Annotated in this window: 15 protein-coding genes and 1 pseudogene; 9 read left to right on the top strand and 7 right to left on the bottom strand. The window is 72.3% G+C overall.

Annotated elements, in window-relative coordinates; all coding sequences use genetic code 11:
• Positions 1 to 63: 63 nt before the first annotated feature.
• Positions 64 to 552, top strand: a complete 489-nt coding sequence (locus ACZ3KP_RS04690) for a glycosyltransferase family 9 protein (protein WP_467496321.1) — start codon at positions 64 to 66, stop codon at positions 550 to 552.
• Positions 553 to 704: 152 nt separating this feature from the next.
• On the opposite strand, the gene ACZ3KP_RS04685 is transcribed toward ACZ3KP_RS04690, so the two are convergent.
• A complete protein-coding gene (locus ACZ3KP_RS04685; protein WP_467496319.1) occupies positions 705 to 1,076 on the bottom strand; it encodes a DUF6479 family protein in 372 nt (123 codons plus the stop codon).
• A gap of 259 nt (positions 1,077 to 1,335) precedes the next feature.
• On the opposite strand from ACZ3KP_RS04685, the gene ctaD reads away from it, so the two are divergent.
• Both ctaD and ctaF read left to right on the top strand, forming a co-directional pair.
• A complete protein-coding gene (gene ctaD, locus ACZ3KP_RS04680; protein ID WP_467496317.1) occupies positions 1,336 to 3,009 on the top strand; it encodes an aa3-type cytochrome oxidase subunit I in 1,674 nt (557 codons plus the stop codon).
• Positions 3,006 to 3,410: an aa3-type cytochrome oxidase subunit IV gene (gene ctaF, locus ACZ3KP_RS04675; RefSeq protein ID WP_467496315.1), complete on the top strand. Its 405-nt coding sequence runs from the start codon at positions 3,006 to 3,008 to the stop codon at positions 3,408 to 3,410. The genes ctaD and ctaF overlap by 4 nt, the downstream gene beginning before the upstream one ends.
• Here ctaF and qcrB read toward each other — a convergent pair.
• From qcrB to ACZ3KP_RS04645, 6 genes are all read right to left on the bottom strand, one after another.
• Complete coding sequence (qcrB, locus tag ACZ3KP_RS04670; RefSeq protein WP_467496313.1) at positions 3,328 to 4,845, bottom strand: cytochrome bc1 complex cytochrome b subunit; 1,518 nt, start codon at positions 4,843 to 4,845, stop codon at positions 3,328 to 3,330. The two genes, ctaF and qcrB, sit on opposite strands and share 83 nt — an antisense overlap.
• Before the next feature lie 136 nt (positions 4,846 to 4,981).
• Positions 4,982 to 5,401, bottom strand: coding sequence for a CBS domain-containing protein (locus tag ACZ3KP_RS04665; protein ID WP_467496311.1), 420 nt, complete (start codon positions 5,399 to 5,401; stop codon positions 4,982 to 4,984).
• A gap of 14 nt (positions 5,402 to 5,415) precedes the next feature.
• Positions 5,416 to 6,201 carry a metallophosphoesterase family protein gene (locus tag ACZ3KP_RS04660; protein ID WP_467496309.1) on the bottom strand — a complete coding sequence of 262 codons (786 nt, stop codon included), beginning with the start codon at positions 6,199 to 6,201 and terminating at the stop codon, positions 5,416 to 5,418.
• A complete protein-coding gene (locus tag ACZ3KP_RS04655; RefSeq protein WP_358980670.1) occupies positions 6,198 to 6,440 on the bottom strand; it encodes a BON domain-containing protein in 243 nt (80 codons plus the stop codon). The genes ACZ3KP_RS04660 and ACZ3KP_RS04655 overlap by 4 nt, the downstream gene beginning before the upstream one ends.
• Positions 6,440 to 7,081 (bottom strand): nucleotidyltransferase family protein, encoded by a 642-nt coding sequence (locus tag ACZ3KP_RS04650; RefSeq protein ID WP_467496306.1) that lies wholly within the window; start codon positions 7,079 to 7,081, stop codon positions 6,440 to 6,442. Before ACZ3KP_RS04650 ends, ACZ3KP_RS04655 begins: the two co-directional genes overlap by 1 nt.
• Positions 7,078 to 7,722 (bottom strand): diguanylate cyclase, encoded by a 645-nt coding sequence (locus tag ACZ3KP_RS04645; RefSeq protein WP_467496304.1) that lies wholly within the window; start codon positions 7,720 to 7,722, stop codon positions 7,078 to 7,080. Before ACZ3KP_RS04645 ends, ACZ3KP_RS04650 begins: the two co-directional genes overlap by 4 nt.
• Before the next feature lie 139 nt (positions 7,723 to 7,861).
• Here ACZ3KP_RS04645 and ACZ3KP_RS04640 point away from each other — a divergent pair, with 139 nt between their 5' ends.
• The 6 genes and pseudogenes from ACZ3KP_RS04640 to ACZ3KP_RS04615 all read left to right on the top strand — a co-directional run bounded on the left by ACZ3KP_RS04640 (position 7,862) and on the right by ACZ3KP_RS04615 (position 16,437).
• Positions 7,862 to 8,818 carry an LLM class F420-dependent oxidoreductase gene (locus tag ACZ3KP_RS04640; RefSeq protein ID WP_467496302.1) on the top strand — a complete coding sequence of 319 codons (957 nt, stop codon included), beginning with the start codon at positions 7,862 to 7,864 and terminating at the stop codon, positions 8,816 to 8,818.
• A gap of 85 nt (positions 8,819 to 8,903) precedes the next feature.
• The gene (locus ACZ3KP_RS04635; protein WP_132890913.1) at positions 8,904 to 9,467 is read left to right on the top strand and encodes a cysteine hydrolase family protein; all 564 of its coding nucleotides are present in this window, start codon (positions 8,904 to 8,906) and stop codon (positions 9,465 to 9,467) included.
• Complete coding sequence (locus ACZ3KP_RS04630) at positions 9,464 to 12,517, top strand: FAD-binding and (Fe-S)-binding domain-containing protein (protein WP_467496300.1); 3,054 nt, start codon at positions 9,464 to 9,466, stop codon at positions 12,515 to 12,517. Before ACZ3KP_RS04635 ends, ACZ3KP_RS04630 begins: the two co-directional genes overlap by 4 nt.
• A gap of 54 nt (positions 12,518 to 12,571) precedes the next feature.
• Entirely contained in the window at positions 12,572 to 14,374 is a 1,803-nt protein-coding gene (locus tag ACZ3KP_RS04625) for a thiamine pyrophosphate-requiring protein (RefSeq protein WP_467496298.1), read from the top strand.
• Positions 14,371 to 15,480, top strand: coding sequence for an enolase C-terminal domain-like protein (locus ACZ3KP_RS04620; protein ID WP_467496296.1), 1,110 nt, complete (start codon positions 14,371 to 14,373; stop codon positions 15,478 to 15,480). Before ACZ3KP_RS04625 ends, ACZ3KP_RS04620 begins: the two co-directional genes overlap by 4 nt.
• Positions 15,481 to 15,534: 54 nt before the next feature.
• A pseudogene (locus tag ACZ3KP_RS04615) lies at positions 15,535 to 16,437 on the top strand (SDR family oxidoreductase).
• Positions 16,438 to 16,487 lie beyond the last annotated feature (50 nt).

The following is a 16,487-nucleotide window of genomic DNA, read 5'->3' as shown; positions in this document are numbered from 1 at the left end:
TCCGCCCGAGGCCGGCTGCGACTGCCGCAAGCCCCGGCCGGGGCTGGTGCTCCGGGTGCGGTCGTGGTGCACCCCGGTGCGGACGCGGCCGCCCGCCGCTGGCCCGCCGGACGGCTCGCCGAGGTGGCCCGGCGGCTGCGGACGGCCGGTCACCGGGTGGTGGTCACGGGCGGGCCCGGCGAGGAGGCGCTGGTGCGGGCGGTCGCCGGAGGGGCCGGTGTCCCCGGGCGGGACGTGCTGGGCGGCGGACTGGCCTTCGGAGCGCTGTCGTCCCTGGTCGCCGGTGCCGCACCGGTGGTCAGCGGCAACACGGGCCTCGCCCATCTGGCGGTCGCGCACGCCACGGCGTCCGTGACGCTCTTCGGACCGGTCTCCCCCCGGCTGTGGGGCCCGCCGCGTGTACCGCGCCATGTGGCGCTGTGGCGCCCGGGCCCGCCGGGCGACCCGCACGGCACGGCCCCCGATCCCCGCCTGCTGCTGATCAGGCCCACGGAGGTCGTCACCGCGGCCCTGGCACTGCTGCCGTCCCGCCCCGTCCCGCCGAGGAGTTGACGTGGCCCGTGTCCGACGGCCGGGTCACCGTCGCCGTTGCGTGAGACCTTGGCGTGGCTGCTCGCCGCGCTCGTGGCCGGGCCGTTGCGCACACCTGTGGCGCCCGCGGTGGGCTGCCGCGGGCGCCACGGGTGATCGTCACCGGGAGCGCGTCACGTGGTGCCGCCGCCTCCGCTGCCGAAGGATCCGCTGGACCCCGGATTCCATCGGGGCCGGGTCTGGTCGCTGCTGGGGCGGCTGGAGACGTTGCCGAGTTGGTGCGGGGTGAGGCGGTCGCCGTCGCCCGACGCCCGAGGCACCTCGTTCGGCTCGCGCAGGGACTGCTCCTCGCGCACCGGTCCGGTGGGGGGCAGCGTCGGCTGCTCCTCGCGCCGGGGCGTCGGGGACTCCCGTCCCCGTACCCGGATGCCCAGGCGCACGGCCGCCACCAGCCCGGCCGTGATGAGCACACCGAAGACGACGATCGCTATCGCCCCCGCCACCGAACCGGCGGCGGCGGCCAATTGCTCATGTGTCGTACGCATGGGCGGCGAGTACCCCGCACCCGGCATCGAATGCCCCCGGGGTGAGGCGTGGCGGACCCGGCATCGGTCGGGGCACCGGTAGCGTCGCCCCGACCGAACAAAAGCCGTCTGTCCGTCATGTCGGCCAGGCGCGGCGCGGTCGAGCGCCGGCCGGCGCCGCCATGGACACCCCGTGTCCGCGGGCCGGTGCCGGTTTTCCCGGACGACCGGCCGGGCACCCGCGAGGCGCTTTTCGCGCTCGGCCCGGCTGAGGAGGACCATGACCGAACTGTCGCAGCACGTCGACGAGGAGCCGTCCCCGCCCACCGCCCCGGCACCCCTGGGCCGGCGACTGCTGGGCTGGGCCACCACGACCGACCACAAGGTGATCGGCCGGCTCTACATGGTGACCGCGTTCTGCTTCTTCCTGTTCGCGGGCCTGCTGGCGCTCGGCATGCGCGCCGAACTGGCCCACCCCGGGCTGCAGTTCCTCAGCAACGAGACCTACAACCAGTTCGTCACCATCCACGGCACGATCATGATGCTGCTCTTCGCGACCCCGATGTTCGCCGGGTTCACGAACGCCGTCATGCCGCTCCAGATCGGCGCCCCCGACCTGGCGTTCCCCCGGCTCAACGCGCTGTCGTACTGGATGTACCTGTTCGGCGGCCTGATCGTGGTCTCCGGCTTCCTGGTACCCGGCGGTGCGGCGGCGTTCGGCTGGTTCGCCTACGCGCCGCTGAACAGCGCCTACTACACCCCCGGCGCCGGCGGTGACCTGTGGACGATGGGGCTGGTGGTCTCGGGTGTGTCCACGACGCTCAGCGCGGTGAACTTCCTCGCCACCGTCATGTGCCTGCGTGCCCCGGGCATGACGATGTTCCGGATGCCGATGTTCACCTGGAACGTGCTGTTCACGTCCATCCTGGTGCTGCCGGCCTTCCCGGTGCTGACGGCCGCGCTGCTCGCCCTGGAGTGCGACCGGAAGTTCGGCTCGCACGTCTTCGACGCGCACAACGGCGGAGCGCTGCTGTGGCAGCACCTGTTCTGGTTCTTCGGCCATCCCGAGGTGTACATCGTGGCCTTGCCGTTCTTCGGCATCATCACCGAGATCATCCCGGTGTTCTCCCGCAAGCCGGTGTTCGGGTACCTGCCGATGATCGGGGCCACGACCTCCATCACCATGCTGTCCGCGGTCGTGTGGGCGCACCACATGTTCGCGACCGGGGCGGTGCTGCTGCCGTTCTTCTCCCTCATGTCGTTCCTGATCGCCGTGCCGACCGGGATCAAGTTCTTCGCGTGGATCGGGACGATGCGCGGCGGCTCGCTCTCGTTCGAGACGCCGATGCTGTGGTCGATGGGCTTCCTGGTGACGTTCCTGCTCGGCGGGCTGACCGGGGTGCTCCTCGCGTCGCCGCCGATCGACTTCCACGTGACCGACTCCTACTTCGTCGTGGCGCACCTGCACTACGTGCTGTTCGGGACGGTGGTGTTCGCGATGTTCGCCGGGTTCTACTTCTGGTGGCCCAAGTTCACCGGGAAGATGCTCGACGAGCGCTGGGGCAAGGTGCACTTCTGGCTGCTCTTCCCGGGGTTCCAGCTGACGTTCCTGGTGCAGCACTGGCTCGGCGCGCAGGGCATGCCCCGCCGGTACGCCGACTACCTGCCTGTCGACGGGTTCACCCTGCTCAACACCCTCTCGTCGGCGGGCGCGTTCCTGCTGGGGGTCTCCACGCTGCCGTTCCTCTACAACGTCTGGCTCACCGCCCACCAGGGCAGGCAGGTCGAGGAGGACGACCCGTGGGGGTTCGGACGCGGCCTGGAGTGGGCCACGAGCTGCCCGCCGCCGCGGCACAACTTCGTGGCGCTGCCCCGGATCCGGTCGGAGTCGCCCGCCTTCGACCTGCACCACCCGGCCATCGTCCGCCAGGCGGAGAGGGAGGGCCTGCGGTGAAGGTCGAGGCCCTGCTCTTCGGCGGTGTGGCCGTCTTCTTCGGCGCCGCCGCCGCTCTGTACGGGGTGTGGTCGCACGCCGACCCGGCGGGGACGGCGGCGCTGATCGTGGCGTTCGGGATGGCCGCCGTGGTCTCCTTCTTCTGCGCCACCCACTACGTGCGCCGCGGCCCGCGCGCCCAGGACCGTACCGACGCGGAGATCGCGGAGTCCGCCGGGCCCCTGGAGTTCTTCCCGCCGCACAGCCCCTGGCCGATCGTCACCGCGCTCGGGTTCGCCGTCGCGGCTACCGGGGTGGTGTTCGGGCTGTGGCTGTTCCTCATCGGCTTCGGCGTTCTGGCTCGGGGTGTCGCCGGGCTGGTGTTCCAGTACGTGGACCGGGGGACGGAGGCGGAGGACTGACCGGCCGCCGGGGGGCGCCCGGCCGGAACTCCGTCACCGGCCGGTGGCCCTCCTCGTAGCCGCCGGCGAGGTTCTGCCGCACCTGTCCGGTCTCCTCGCCCTCGGCCAGGCGTTCCTGTTCGGCGTGGAGCAGGGCGCGGCACAGGCCGCGCGTGACGAAGAAGGCCAGGACCGGGGCCACGACCAGGGAGATCCGGAAGATCCAGGTCAGGGCGTTCACCGAGATCCGGAACGTCTGCGCCGCCACGTCGTTGCCGCCGGCGAGGACCAGCACGCCGTAGAAGGTGACGCCGGCCGCGCCGAGGCCGGTGCGCACCGGCCGTTCCCTGGGCCGCTCGCTGAAGTGCTGCTCCTGCCGCCACTCCCCGGTCAGCCGCTGCTCGACGCAGGGGTAGGCGTACAGGACGGCGAAGAGCAGCGCCGGCAGGACGAGGGCGGGCAGCAGGACGTTCCACATGAGGGTGTGGCCGGCGATGTTCGTCTCCCAGGGCGGGACGAGCCGCAGCGAGCCTTCCAGGAAGCCGACGTACCAGTCCGGCTGGGAGCCGGTCGACACCTGGTCCGGTCGGTAGGGGCCGTACACCCAGACGGGGTTGACCTGCGCGACGCCGGACAGCGCCACCAGCAGCCCGGCGACGGTGAGGGACAGGCCGATCGAGGAGGCCGAGAACTGGGGGTACAGGGGCTTTCCGACGACGTTGGAGTTCTTGCGGCCGGGTCCCCGCCACTGGGTGTGCTTCAGATGGAAGACCAGGATCAGGTGGACGGTGACCAGGGCGATCAGCGCGCCCGGCAGCAGCAGGATGTGCAGGGTGTACAGCCGGGGGATGATGTCGTGACCGGGGAACTCGGAGCCGAAGACGAACATGCCCACGTACGTGCCGGCCACCGGGATCGAGAGCATGATGCCCTGCGCGATCCGCAGCCCGGTGCCGGAGAGCAGGTCGTCCGGGAGGGAGTAGCCGGCGAACCCCTCGGCCAGGGCGAGCGCGAACAGGGTGACGCCGATGACCCAGTTCAGCTCGCGGGGCCTGCGGAAGGCGCCGGTGAAGAAGATCCGCAGCAGGTGCACGCCGATCGCGGCGACGAACACCAGCGCGGCCCAGTGGTGGGCCTGCCGCATCAGCAGGCCCCCGCGGACGTCGAAGCTGATGTGCAGGGTGGAGTCGAAGGCCCCTGAGACGAGCTGTCCGCGCAGCGGGACGTAGGGGCCCTGGTACACGACCTCCCCCATCTCGGGCTTGAAGAAGAAGGTCAGCCACACGCCGGTCAGCACCAGGACGATCAGGCTGTAGAGGGCGATCTCGCCCAGCAGGAACGACCAGTGGTCGGGGAACGCCTTGCGCAGCAGTCGCCCCGCGCCGTCGTCGAGGGGCAGCCGGGCGTCGACCGCCTCCGCAAACCGTTCTCCCGTCCCGACTCGCTCAGGCTCCACCCGACGCTCCTCCCGACGGCTGCCGCCGCGCTTGCCTCATCCCTTGCCCGGCGCGGGCGCGGGGCGGGTAGCCAGCCGGCGCGAAACACTCGCGCGGCCGGGCGGCGGCACCCGATCGGCTGAGGACGCCAGGGCCTCAGGTGTTGGGACGGGCGGCGCTGATGTCGCCGAGGGCGGACGTCTCGTCGCGTTCGATCGCCAGGTCGCCGAGGGCGAGGATGCCCACGGGGCGGTCCCCGTCGACGACCGGGAGGCGCCGTACGGCGTGCTCGCGCATCAGCCGGACGGCCTGGTCCAGGCTGTCGTCCGGAGTGACGGTGACCAGGTCGGTGCTGGCCGCCTGCATGATCGTCGTCTTGTCCGGGTCGGCGCCCTCGGCGAAGGCCCGCACCACCAGGTCGCGGTCGCTCACCAGGCACCGCAGGTGCCCTTCCTCGGTGACCAGGACCGCGCCGACGTCCTCGTCCCGCATCACCCGGGCCACGGAGGCGACCGAGGCCTGCGGTTCGACGGTCACCAGGTCGCTGGTCATGATGTCGCGTACGTGCTGGGCCATGACCGGCCCCCTTCTCACTGCTCGAAGGTGTCTGTCGGCGACCGGGTACCCAGGCTTCGGGAACCCTCCCCGGACTCCGGCGGGTTCAGGGAGTAGACGTGGAAGGCCCGTCCGATGACGGGCTGGGCGACGTTGCGCACCGTCACCCCGCCGTCGGTCATGCCGTGTTCGGCACCGGCGTGCGCGTGTCCGTGGACGGCGAGGTCGGCGCCCGCCGTGTCGATGGCCTCCGCGAGCAGGTAGCTGCCGAGGAACGGGTAGATCTCCAGGGGTTCGCCGGCCAGGGTGTCCGGCACAGGGGCGAAGTGGGTGAGTGCGATGCGTACGTCGCAGTCGCGCCCGCTCAGCTCTTCGAGGGCCGCGCGCAGTCCGTCGGCGCGCCGGCGCGAGTATCGTACGAACTCCCTCATCACGGGCTCGCCGAACTCCCCGGCGCACCGGCCGACGAACCCGCCGCCGAACCCCTTGGTACCGGCCACGCCGATGCGCAGCCCACCGTGGGTCACGACGGTGGCCTCGCCCTCCAGGACGTGCGCACCGGCGTCCCGCAGGATGGCCGTGATCTCGTCGGGGTGGTCGCCGTGGTGGTCGTGGTTGCCGAGGACCGCGACGACCGGGACCCCCAGGTCCTTGATCTCCCGGGCGACCACCCGCGCCTCCTCGGGTGTGCCGTGCCGGGTGAGGTCCCCGGCGAGCAGGAGTACGTCGGCGCACCCCGGCAGGGTGTCGAAGGCCGGGCGGAGGGTGCCCTGGCTGTCGGGACCCATGTGGATGTCCCCGACGGCGGCGACCCGGGTCATGTCAGCTCCTCGGGGTGGTCGGGCGGGGTGGTCTCCGCGACGACGATGTCGCAGTGCACCGGTACGTCGGCGAGTTCCTCACGGGCGACGCGGAGGATGTCCTCGCGGCAGCCGGCCGAGGGGACCGTCCCCGTCAGCAGGACCGTGTCGCCGCGGATCTCGGCGCGTACCCCCAGCTCACCGCAGTCTCCTTCGGCCAGCCGTTCGGCGACGTGGGCGACGCGGTAGTGCAGGTTCATCACTGCTCCGGTTCGGGGTCGATGACGTTCAGGCGTTCCAGGAGGTAGAGGAAGGCGGCGGGCATCGGTTCGTCCCCGCAGCGGCGCCGCACCTCCCCCCAGTCGACCTTCTCGCGCAGCGAGCGGGCCACCGGCAGTACGGCGCCGAAGTCGCAGTGGTGCTCGGAGAAGGCCGTGCTCAGGCTGACCAGCAGGTCGGTCGCCGAGAGGACCGGCATGTGCACCGAGTCGACGGAGAGTTCCTCCGCGCGGGCCAGCAGGTCGACGGTGACCGGCCGGCGGGCCAGTTCGAAGATGATGTCCACGTCCTGGTCGAGGCAGACGGTCTTCATGAGCCAGTCCTCCGGCGGCACCCGCACGCTCAGCCCGGCCTCGCGCAGCGATCCGGCCACCGCCTCGGCGTCCTCGGGCAGCACGCAGAAGTCGGTGTCGTGCTGGAGCGTGCAGGGGCCGCCGTGGGCGTACACCGCCACGCTGCCGGCCAGGGCGAACTTGTGCCCCGCGCGTTTCAGGATGGCGCCGACCTGTTTGGTGGCCTCCAGGATGGCCTGGCTGCGGTCGGGCGGCAGCCTGCGCGGGCCGGGCGACCCGGGATCCGGGGCAGCGAGACGCAGGTCGGGCGCGCCCTGGGCGTCGGTCATGGACGGCTCCCTTCGCGCGCCGCGGTGCGCAGGCAGCACCGCGGTTCCTCGGCGTACGGCACGGCGACACCGGCGACGATCACCGCGGCGAGCGCGGCCAGGTACGCGGCGGGCAGCGGCCGTTCCTTGGGGAGCAGCCGCCAGTCGTCGGGGTGCGGTCCGCCCCGCAGGGCCCTGCGGACCTGGTCGGCGTGGAGACAGGCGGTGAACGACAGGGCGGTGAGCGGCAGCACCTCCAGGAAGCTGTGGATGTGCTGCTCGACGGGCCGGACCTCGCGCTCGCCGACGGCGAGGGACACGTCGTGGACGGCGGTGGCGCCGTGGGCGAGTGCCGCGCCGCCCATGACGGTGAGCACCAGGGGATTGACCCGGGCGAGCAGGCCGATGAGCACCGGCACCCCGGCCTCGGTCATCATCAGCGCGTGGACCGCGGACTCCTTGGCGCCGCTGGTGTGCTCGATGCCGGTCCGCCTGTGCATCCACCAGTCCGCGAGGCCCGGCAGCACCCACAACGGCAGGACGCCGTGCAGGAGGAACCGCCGGCCGGCGTCCTCCGCGTCGGTGGAGCGGATCGGGATCCGCAGGTCGGCGGAGCGCCGCCCGTTCTGCCAGGCCTTCCGGGGCAGCAGGCGCGGTGCCATGTGAACCTCCGTGAGGTCGGTCTTCGGGGACCCGCATCCCCGGTACCCCTCCTGATCCGTGCGACACGCCGTGCACAACCCGGTGGTCATCGGGTACTCGGCGGCGGACCCGACAAGCACACATGGTTCAGGAGAGACGATGGCGGCCTTCGGATACTTCCTCTCGTGCGAGGAGCACACCCCGGCGGAACTCGTCGAGCAGGCGCGGATGGCCGAGCAGGCCGGTTTCGAATCGCTGTGGATTTCGGACCACTACCACCCCTGGCACGACGGTCAGGGGCAGAGCCCGTTCGTCTGGTCGGTGATCGGTGCGCTGTCGCAGGCGGTGTCGTTGCCCGTGGAGACGGCGGTGACGTGCCCGCTGATCCGCACCCACCCCGCCGTGATCGCCCAGGCCGCCGCGACCAGCGCGGTGCAGCTGGGCGGCCGGTTCCGGCTGGGCGTGGGCACCGGGGAGGCGCTGAACGAGCACATCCTCGGCACGGTCTGGCCCGAGGCTCCGGTGCGGCTGGAGATGCTGGAGGAGGCCCTGCTGATCATCCGGCGGCTGTTCACCGGGGAGCAGGTCAGTCACCACGGCAAGCACTACACGGTGGAGAACGCCCGGCTGTACACGGTGCCGGACCAGCCGGTGCCGATCGACGTGTCGGCGTTCGGTCCGCAGGCCGCCGAGGTGGCCGCGCGGATCGGCGACGGGCTGATCACGATGATGCCCGACGAGTCGCTGGTGGAGCGCTTCCGGCGCGGGGGCGGCGGCACCAGTCCGGTGTACGGCGGGATGAAGGTGTGCTGGGGCACCGACCGGCAGGAGGCGGTGCGCACCGCGCACCGGCTGTGGGCCAACGAGCAGCTGCCGGGCGAGCTCCCGCAGGTCCTGCCGACTCCGCGCCACTTCGAGCAGGCCATGGACCTGGTCACCGAGGAGCAGGTGGCCGGCTCCGTGCCGTGCGGCGACGATCCCGACGAACACGTCAAGGCGGTGTCCGCGTTCGTCGACGCGGGGTTCGACACCGTCTACGTCAACCAGATCGGCAAGGACCAGCAGGGCTTCTTCGACTTCTACCGCACCGAGGTGCTGCCTCGGCTGCGGAGCTGACACGCAAGAGGCACGTGCAGGGAAGGTGGTGAACGCCGTGCCCGGGACCGCGTCGAACGACGGCCGCGCACTCGTCGTCATCGACATGATCAACACGTACGAGCACGAGGACGCGGAGCTGCTGCTGCCCGCCGCGGAGCAGGTGGTGCCCGTGCTGGCGGACCTGATCGGCCGGGCCCGGGAGGCGGGCGCGCCGGTGATCTATGTCAACGACAACTTCGGGCGCTGGCGTTCCCACCACGGCGAACTGGTCGAGACGGCGTTGTCCCGGCCGCACGCCGCGCTGGTCGAGCCGATCCGGCCCGACGACGACTCGCTGTTCGTGGTGAAGGCCCGGCACTCGATCTTCTACGAGACCCCGCTGGCCTACCTGCTGCGGGAACTGGGCGTCGGGACGGTGGTGCTCACCGGCCAGGTCACCGAGCAGTGCGTCCTGTACTCGGCGCTGGACGCGCACATCCGTCATCTGGAGGTCACGGTGCCGAAGGACGCCGTCGCCTCGATCCACCCGCACCTGGCGGAGGCCGCGCTGGACATGATGGAGCGCAACATGGGTGCCCGGATCGTCCTGGCGAAGGAAGTCGACTTCCTGGGTACCCGGGGGGCCGTACCGGAGGAGACTCCACGTCAGCCCGGAGGTCGGCGATGAGCACACGCGTTCCCGGAGAGTCCTTGGCGGACCTGGTCACGGCCCTGCGGGCCGGGACCGACGCGGAGGTCCGCTTCGATACCGGGAGCCGGGGCGCCTACTCGACGGACGGCTCCAACTACCGGCAGGTCCCGCTCGGCGTGGTCGTGCCCCGCACCGTGGAGGCCGGTGCCCACGCGGTCGAGCTGTGCGCCCGCTTCGACGTGCCGGTGCTGTCGCGCGGCGGCGGCACCAGTCTCGCCGGACAGACCACGAACGAGGCCGTGGTGATCGACTGGAGCAAGTACTGCGACGCGCTGGTCTCCGTCGACCCCGAGGCCCGCAGCTGCGTGGTGGAGCCGGGCATCGTCCTGGACGACCTCAACCGGCGGCTGGCCGACCACAAGCTCAAGTTCGGCCCGAAGCCGTCGACGCACAGCCACTGCGCGCTCGGCGGCATGATCGGCAACAACTCGTGCGGGGCGTCCGCACAGGCGTACGGCAAGACGGTCGACAACGTGCGCCGGCTGGAAGTGATGACGTACGACGGGCTGCGGATGCGGGTGGGGCCCACCTCCAAGGCCGAGCGGGCCCGGATCACCGCCGAGGGCGGCCGGCGGGCCGAGCTGTACGACGGCCTCGACCGGCTCGTCACCGAGTACCTCGGGGACATCCGGCGCGGCTACCCGAAGATCCCGCGCCGGGTCTCCGGCTACAACCTCGACTCGCTGCTCCCGGAGAACGGCTTCGACGTGGCCAGGGCCCTGGTCGGCAGCGAGGGCACGCTGGTGACCGTCCTGCGCGCCGAACTGGAGCTGGTGCCGGTGCCGTCGTACGAGTCGCTGCTGGTGCTCGGGTACGACGACATCTGCCAGGCCGCCGACCACGTGCCGCAGATCCTCGAGCACTGCTCCCCCGGCCAGTTGGAGGCGCTGGACGGGCGGATGGCGCAGCTGATGCGCGAGGAGCACGCCTACCTGGAATCGCTGCGGGTGCTGCCGGAGGCGGACAGCTGGCTGCTGGTGCAGTTCACGGGGGACAGTCAGGACGAGGTCGACGCGCAGGCGCACGCCCTGCTGAAGTCGCTCGGCCGGTCCGAGAAGGACTCCTCGGTGGCCTTCTCCGACGACCCGCAGCGCGAGCAGAGGATGCTGAAGGCGCGGGAGGCCGGGCTCGGGGTGACCGCGCGGCCGCCGGACGGCCGGGAGACCTGGGAGGGCTGGGAGGACTCGGCGGTGCCGCCCGAGCGGCTCGGCGACTACCTGCGGGACCTCAGGAAACTGTTCGAGGAGTTCGACTACGACCACCCGTCGCTGTACGGGCACTTCGGGCAGGGGTGCGTGCACACCCGGATCCCGTTCGGGCTGAAGACCGCCGAGGGCGTCGCGCACTTCCGGCGCTTCGTGGAACGGGCCGCCGACCTGGTGACCTCCTACGGCGGCTCGCTGTCGGGCGAGCACGGCGACGGACAGTCCCGGGGCGAGCTGCTGACCCGGATGTTCGGGGAGCGGCTGGTCGGCGCCTTCTGCGAGCTCAAGGCACTGTTCGACCCGGGCAACCGGATGAACCCCGGCAAGGTCGTCGACCCGAATCCGGTGGACGGCCAGCTGCGGCTCGGGCCCACCTGGCGGCCTGACACCCACGAGACGCACTTCGGGTATCCGGAGGACGACCACTCCTTCACCCGGGCGGTGCTGCGCTGCGTCGGCATCGGCAACTGCCGGAGCCTGGAGGGCGACGTGATGTGCCCCTCGTACCGGGCCACCCGCGAGGAGGAGCACTCCACGCGCGGGCGGTCGCGGCTGCTGTTCGAGATGCTCGACGGGCATCCCGACTCGGCGGTCGAGGACGGCTGGCGGTCGACGGAGGTCCGGGACGCGCTGGATCTCTGTCTGGCCTGCAAGGGCTGCAAGTCGGACTGCCCGACCGGCGTCGACATGGCCACGTATAAAGCGGAGTTCCTCGCCCACCACTACGCGGGCCGCCCCCGTCCGGCCGCCCACTACTCGATGGGCTGGCTGCCCCTGTGGGCCCAGCTGGCCGAACGCGCCCCCGGACCGGCGAACAGCGCGCTGCACGCGCCGCTGCTCGGCCGGGCGGGCAAGGCCCTCGCCGGGGTGGCCGGGCAGCGGCGGCCCCCGGTCTTCGCCGAGCGGTCCTTCGTGCGGTGGTGGCGTGCCCTCGGCACCGAGCAGCCGGATCCGGCCGACCCGGCGACCGTGCTTCTGTGGCCGGACACCTTCAGCAACCACTTCCACCCGTCGGTCGCGATGTCGGCGGTACGGGTCCTGGAGGACGCCGGGTTCCGGGTGGCCGTGCCCGACGCACCGGTGTGCTGCGGCCTCACCTGGATCTCGACCGGTCAGCTGGCCGTGGCCAAGAAGGTGCTGCGCCGCTCCCTGCGGCTGCTGGCGCCCTACCTGGAGGCGGGCACCCCCGTCATCGGCCTGGAGCCGTCCTGCACGGCCGTGTTCCGCTCCGACGCCCCCGAGCTGCTGCCCGACGACCAGGACGTGCGGCGGCTCGCCGGCCAGACCCGCACCTTCGCCGAGCAGCTCGTCCACCACGCGCCCGACGGCTGGCAGCCGCCGTCCCTGACCCGGCAGGCGACCGTGCAGACCCACTGCCACCAGCACGCGATCATGAAGTTCGACGCCGACCGCGAACTGATGCGCCGAGCCCATCTGGACGCGGACGTCCTCGACGAGGGCTGCTGCGGTCTGGCCGGCAACTTCGGCTTCGAGCGCGGGCACCACGAAGTCTCCATGGCCGTCGGCGAGCTGGGGGTGCTGCCCGCGGTGCGCGGGGCCGCTCCCGACAGTCTGGTGCTGGCCGACGGGTTCAGCTGCCGCACCCAGATCGAGCAGGGCGGCACCGGACGCCGGGCCCTGCACCTGGCGGAGGCACTGGCCCTCGCCCTCGACGGCCCCGTGCCCAGTGACCGCCCCGAGCGGCTGGCCCGCAGGCCCGCCGAACCCTCCGGCACGGCCCGGTGGGCGACCACCGCCGTCGCCGGAACGCTCGCGGCCGCGGCCGCGTTCGGCGCCGTACGCCAGGTGCGCCGCCCCTAGAGACACGCAGGCACGCAGACGCACGCACGCCCACTTCAGGAAAGGTTGTCGAACATGTCGACGAAGGTCTCCGACTACATCCTCCAGCGGCTGCGCGAGTGGGACGTGGAACACGTCTTCGCCTACCCCGGCGACGGCATCAACGGCCTGCTCGCGGCCTGGGGACGCGCGGAGAACAAGCCCCGGTTCATCCAGTCCCGGCACGAGGAGATGTCCGCCTTCGAGGCCTGCGGGTACGCGAAGTTCTCCGGCAAGGTCGGCGTCTGCGCCGCCACCTCGGGCCCCGGCGCCATCCACCTTCTCAACGGCCTGTACGACGCCAAGCTGGACCACGTCCCGGTGGTGGCGATCGTCGGCCAGACCAACCGCAGCGCCATGGGCGGCTCCTACCAGCAGGAGATCGACCTGCTCAGCCTGTACAAGGACGTCGCCTCGGACTTCTGCGAGATGGTCACCGTCCCCGAGCAGCTCCCGAACGTCCTGGACCGGGCCATGCGCACGGCCATGGCGCGCCGCTCGGTGACCGCCCTGATCATCCCGGCGGACGTGCAGGAACTCGACTACTCGCCGCCCGAGCACGCCTTCAAGATGGTGCCGTCCAGCCTCGGCATGTCGCACTACGCGCCGGTGCCCGACGACGGCGACCTCCAGCGGGCCGCCGACGTGCTCAACTCCGGCGGCAAGACGGCCATCCTGATCGGGCAGGGCGCGCGCGGCGCCCGCACCGAGGTCAAGGAGGTCGCGGACCGGCTCGGGGCGGGGGTCGCGAAGGCGCTGCTCGGCAAGGACGCTCTCGACGACGACCTGCCCTACGTCACCGGCTCCATCGGGCTGCTCGGCACCCGGCCGTCGTACGAGATGATGCGTGACTGCGACACGCTGCTCGTCATCGGTTCGTCCTTCCCCTACACGCAGTTCCTGCCGGCCTTCGGGAAGGCGCGGGCGGTGCAGATCGACATCGATCCGCACATGGTCGGGATGCGCTACCCCTTCGAGGTCAACCTCGTCGGGGACGCCGCCCGGACACTGCGCAGGCTGCTGCCGCTGCTGGACCAGATGGAGGACAGGTCCTGGCGGGAGACGATCGAAAGCAACGTGCGGGACTGGTGGGAGGTGATGGACCGGCGGGCCGCCGTCTCGGCCGACCCGGTCAACCCCGAGTACGTCGCCCACGCCCTCGGCGAGCTGCTCCCGGACGACGTCATCCTCTCCGCCGACTCCGGTTCGGCCGCCAACTGGTACGCCCGGCACCTGAAGCTGGGCGGGGCGATGCGTGGCTCGCTGTCGGGGACGCTGGCGACGATGGGACCGGGCGTGCCGTACGCCATCGGCGCCAAGTTCGCCCACGGCGACCGGCCGGCCATCGCCCTGGTCGGGGACGGGGCGATGCAGATGAACGGCATGGCCGAGCTGATCACCGTCGCCAAGTACTGGCAGGACTGGGAGGACCCGCGGCTGATCGTCGCCGTCTTCAACAACCGGGACCTGAACCAGGTGACCTGGGAGATGCGGGCCATGGAGGGCGCCCCGCAGTTCCTGCCCTCGCAGTCCCTCCCGGACGTCGGGTACGCCGACTTCGCCCGCTCCCTGGGCCTGACCGGCATGCGGATCGAGGAGCCGGGCGGGGTGCGGGGGGCGTGGGAGGCCGCGCTCGCCGCCGACCGGCCGTGTGTGCTGGACTTCGTGACCGACCCGGCGGTACCGCCGATCCCGCCGCACGCCACCCTCGACCAGATCGAGGCGGCGGCCGCCGCCGTCCTCAAGGGCGACAGCGACCGGGTCGCGATGGTCCGCCAGGGCTTCAAGGCCAAGGTGCAGGAGTTCCTGCCGCACCGGCACGAAGCGGGCCGGAGGTGAGCGACCTTCCTGCCGTCGAGCGGGTGGACACCGCGGTCTACACCGTGCCGACGGACGCCCCCGAGGCGGACGGGACCGCGGCCTGGGACAGCACCACGCTCGTCCTGGTCACCGTCCGCTGCGGGGACGTCACGGGGCTCGGGTACACCTACGCCCCGGCGGCGGCCGCGCGGGTCGTCGACGACCTGCTCGCCGACGTGCTCACCGGCCTGCCCGCCCTGGACGTGCCGCGCGCCAACGAGGCCATGCAGCGTGCCGTGCGCAACGCCGGGCTGCCGGGGATCGCCGCCGAGGCGATCTCCGCGGTCGACATCGCCCTGTGGGACGCCAAGGCCCGGCTGCTCGGGCTCCCGCTGGTGGCGCTGCTGGGCGCCGCCCGTGACGAGGTGCCGGTGTACGGCAGCGGCGGCTTCACCACGTACGACGCCGACCGGCAGGACCGGCAGCTGCGGGGCTGGGTGGACGGGGAGGGCATCCCCCGGGTCAAGATCAAGATCGGGGAGTCCTGGGGCAGCCACGAGACGCGCGACCTGACGCGGGTGGCCCGGGCCCGCGAGAGCATCGGCGACGCGGCCGAGCTGTACGTGGACGCCAACGGCGGCTACGGCGTGAAGCAGGCCGTACGGGTGGCGACGGCGCTGGACGGGGAGGGCGTGACCTGGTTCGAGGAGCCGGTCTCCTCCGACCGCCTCGACGCGCTCGCCGCCGTCCGCGGCCGGGTCATGGCCGACGTGACGGCCGGGGAGTACGGCTACACGCTGCCCTACTTCCGGCACATGCTCGCCGCCGGGGCCGTCGACTGCCTCCAGGCGGACGTCACCCGCTGCGGCGGGATCACCGTCTGGCTGCGGGTGGCGGCGCTGGCGCTGGGCCACGGCCTGGAGATCTCGGGGCACTGCGCACCCGCCGCCCACGCGCACGCGGCGGCCTCGGTGCCGAACGTGCGGCACCTGGAGTGGTTCCACGACCACGTCCGCATCGAACGGCTCCTCTTCGACGGCGCGCCGAGCCCACGGGGCGGCGCCCTGGTCCCGGGCCGGGACGGATCCCCCGGCCTGGGCCTCACGCTCGACGCCGAACGGGCCCGCCCGTACCGCGTCGGCTGACGGAGGGCAGCGCACGCGGGCTCCCGATGTCCGCACGAACCGCAGGAAAGGGCCATGTCGCAAGTCGTCGTCATCACGGGAGCAAGCGCCGGTATCGGCCGGGCCACGGCCCGGCTCTTCGCCGAGCGCGGTGCGCGCATCGTGCTCGGGGCCCGGGGTGAGGCCGGGCTGGAGGCGACCGCCGAGGAGGTCACCGAACGCGGCGGCCGCCCGCTGATCCAGCGGGCCGACACCGCGGACCCCGCCCAGCTGGAGGCCGTCGCCGACGCCACCGAACGGCTCCTCGGCCCCATGGACGTCTGGATCAACTGCGCTTCACCAGTGTGTTCGCGCCCTTCACCGAGATCACCCCGCAGGAGTACCGGCGGGTGACCGAGGTGACGTACCTCGGCTTCGTCAACGGCACCCGGACCGCCCTCGGCCGGATGCTCCCGCGGAACCGGGGGACGATCGTGCAGGTCGGCTCGGCGCTCGGCGAGCGGGCGATCCCGCTCCACCACGGTCGCCCAGATGCCGGCCGTGAACACCCCGCAGTTCTCGTGGGTACGCACCCGCCTCCCCCGCCTCGCGCAGCCGGTGCCGCCGATCCACCAGCCCGAGGTGGCCGCCCGCGGTGTCCTGTACGCCGCCGACCACCCGGAGCGCAAGCAGCGCTACATCGGGGCCACGACCGCGGCGACCGTCTGGGCCAACCGGCTGGCGCCGGCCCTGCTCGACCGCTACCTGGCGCGGACCGGCTTCGACTCCCAGCAGACGGGCGCGCCCGCGCCGGCCGGATCCGGCAACCTCTACGCGCCGGCCGACGCCGCTCCGGGCACCGATCACGGCGCTCACGGCGAGTTCGACGAGCGGTCCCACCCGCGCTCCGTGCAGGCCGCGCTGGCCCGGCATCCCACGGCGCTGACCGTGGCGGCCGTCGGCGGCATCCGGCGGCTGCTGGGCGACGGGAACGCGTAGCGGCGGGCCCCATGTTCTGGTGTGGTTTCCGGTGGGTTTCGGACGGGCGC

The organism is Streptomyces sp. NPDC020958 (assembly GCF_055562175.1).
Note: the sequence above shows the minus strand (reverse complement) of the source record. Positions and strands in the feature narration are given on the sequence as shown.

Coding starts and splice junctions, on each gene's coding strand:
- ACZ3KP_RS04640 (WP_467496302.1), top strand. CDS start 7,862: ATGGCGGCCTTCGGATACTTCCTCTCGTGCGAGGAGCACACCCCGGCG.
- ACZ3KP_RS04630 (WP_467496300.1), top strand. CDS start 9,464: ATGAGCACACGCGTTCCCGGAGAGTCCTTGGCGGACCTGGTCACGGCC.
- ACZ3KP_RS04685 (WP_467496319.1), bottom strand. CDS start 1,076: ATGCGTACGACACATGAGCAATTGGCCGCCGCCGCCGGTTCGGTGGCG.
- ACZ3KP_RS04625 (WP_467496298.1), top strand. CDS start 12,572: ATGTCGACGAAGGTCTCCGACTACATCCTCCAGCGGCTGCGCGAGTGG.
- ACZ3KP_RS04665 (WP_467496311.1), bottom strand. CDS start 5,401: ATGGCCCAGCACGTACGCGACATCATGACCAGCGACCTGGTGACCGTC.
- ACZ3KP_RS04635 (WP_132890913.1), top strand. CDS start 8,904: ATGATCAACACGTACGAGCACGAGGACGCGGAGCTGCTGCTGCCCGCC.
- ACZ3KP_RS04660 (WP_467496309.1), bottom strand. CDS start 6,201: ATGACCCGGGTCGCCGCCGTCGGGGACATCCACATGGGTCCCGACAGC.
- ACZ3KP_RS04655 (WP_358980670.1), bottom strand. CDS start 6,440: ATGAACCTGCACTACCGCGTCGCCCACGTCGCCGAACGGCTGGCCGAA.
- ACZ3KP_RS04650 (WP_467496306.1), bottom strand. CDS start 7,081: ATGACCGACGCCCAGGGCGCGCCCGACCTGCGTCTCGCTGCCCCGGAT.
- ctaD (WP_467496317.1), top strand. CDS start 1,336: ATGACCGAACTGTCGCAGCACGTCGACGAGGAGCCGTCCCCGCCCACC.
- ACZ3KP_RS04645 (WP_467496304.1), bottom strand. CDS start 7,722: ATGGCACCGCGCCTGCTGCCCCGGAAGGCCTGGCAGAACGGGCGGCGC.